1 protein-coding gene is annotated in these 1,276 nt (G+C 46.6%); it reads right to left on the reverse strand.

The annotated features are described in order from the left end of the window. Nucleotides 1-15 precede the first annotated feature (15 nt). Nucleotides 16-1,209, reverse strand: a complete 1,194-nt coding sequence (locus tag AC2A1E_RS24080; protein ID WP_484385856.1) for an IS4 family transposase — start codon at nucleotides 1,207-1,209, stop codon at nucleotides 16-18. Nucleotides 1,210-1,276 lie beyond the last annotated feature (67 nt).

Genomic DNA, 1,276 nt, shown 5'->3' on the forward strand with positions numbered 1-1,276 from the left:
CCCCATAAATCAGTGCTAATAAACCAACACCATATTTCGGTAGGTTTTGGCGAGGTGGTTAAGGATGGTGCTCAGCACCGTTTGGCGTAAAATTAGCGGAGAATGTCGAAGGACATTCTCCGCTAATGTCAGATACGAGATCACCCGTCGCGATTTAATGCTGTTGGCCTGATATCTCAGATGTAATCCCTTATTTTCAGCGTGATAACCCACAAGCCACAGTACTATTGTGCTCAATGTCGCCAGCAGGCTGAGTACCAGCATCCTTCCGCATGAACGGCTATAGCTGGCTCGCAGGCCAAACCCAAAACGTTCGCTCTTCTCATCGCGGAAGTTCTGTTCTATCTGCATCCGACGACTGTATAACTTCATGACTTCACGAGGCTTAAAATCATTCGTACTGCTGAAGATAAGCCACGGTTCTTTTGCTGCTGAGCGGGCGTCTTTAATTTGTGAAGGTCTGTCGATACCACAGCGAGAACGCTTATATTTTCTGCCTTCAGGCGCTTTTTTATGGAGGTAAAAGTATCCGTCACATCTGGCGTAATCAGCCCGGGCAAGGGTTCCGGCCCCCAGGGACTCCGGTTTGCTTTTGGCTACCAACATCTGCCGTCTGAACCAGTACTCACCTTTACTGTTGAGGCGTAACTGAATATTGCCCCTGATACGACCAATAAAATCCCAACCAAGTGATTTAATATGCCGGAACCAGGCATTCTGGAACCCTGCGTCGGTGACAATAATGACTCGGGTTTTCGGGTTAATCGCCTCAGAGAGTTTATCGAGGAATGCTTTTTGTATCATAGCGTTATGCTTTATTTTTGATGGAACGACTTCGCTTAGTAGCGGGATAGAACGCCCGTCACAAATCAAGCTGGCACGAAGGACATGATATTCCTGTGACGGGTAACCGCTCCAGTCAACGGCGATAACGCACAGAGATAACTGACTTGTCAGCATCGAGATAATATTTCTAAAAATCAGAGGAATATCATGGTGAAGCGATTCGTTACCCAGCAGACGGTCAACACGTTTAATTTTATTTTTAACCTGAGCCTGACCAGGTAAAAATCGCCCGATGCTGGTCAGCGTCAGTGAAGCCCCGTTGATTAATGCAACGGTTGCATCCAGCAAAGCATTTTGTCGATATTTGTGGAACGGGGCTAAAGCTTCACGGAAGAACTTCTGACATACTTGGCGAGCAGGCATAGAGGTGATCTCATTGAATTGCTGGAACAATCAGTAGATCACAAAACTCTATGCCTGTCTTTTTTAG

Source organism: Serratia sp. HNCC26DJ206 (assembly GCF_057180605.1).

What these genes read in the sequence shown, in the direction of transcription:
- AC2A1E_RS24080 (WP_484385856.1), bottom strand. Translation starts at nt 1,209, where the DNA reads ATGCCTGCTCGCCAAGTATGTCAGAAGTTCTTCCGTGAAGCTTTAGCC.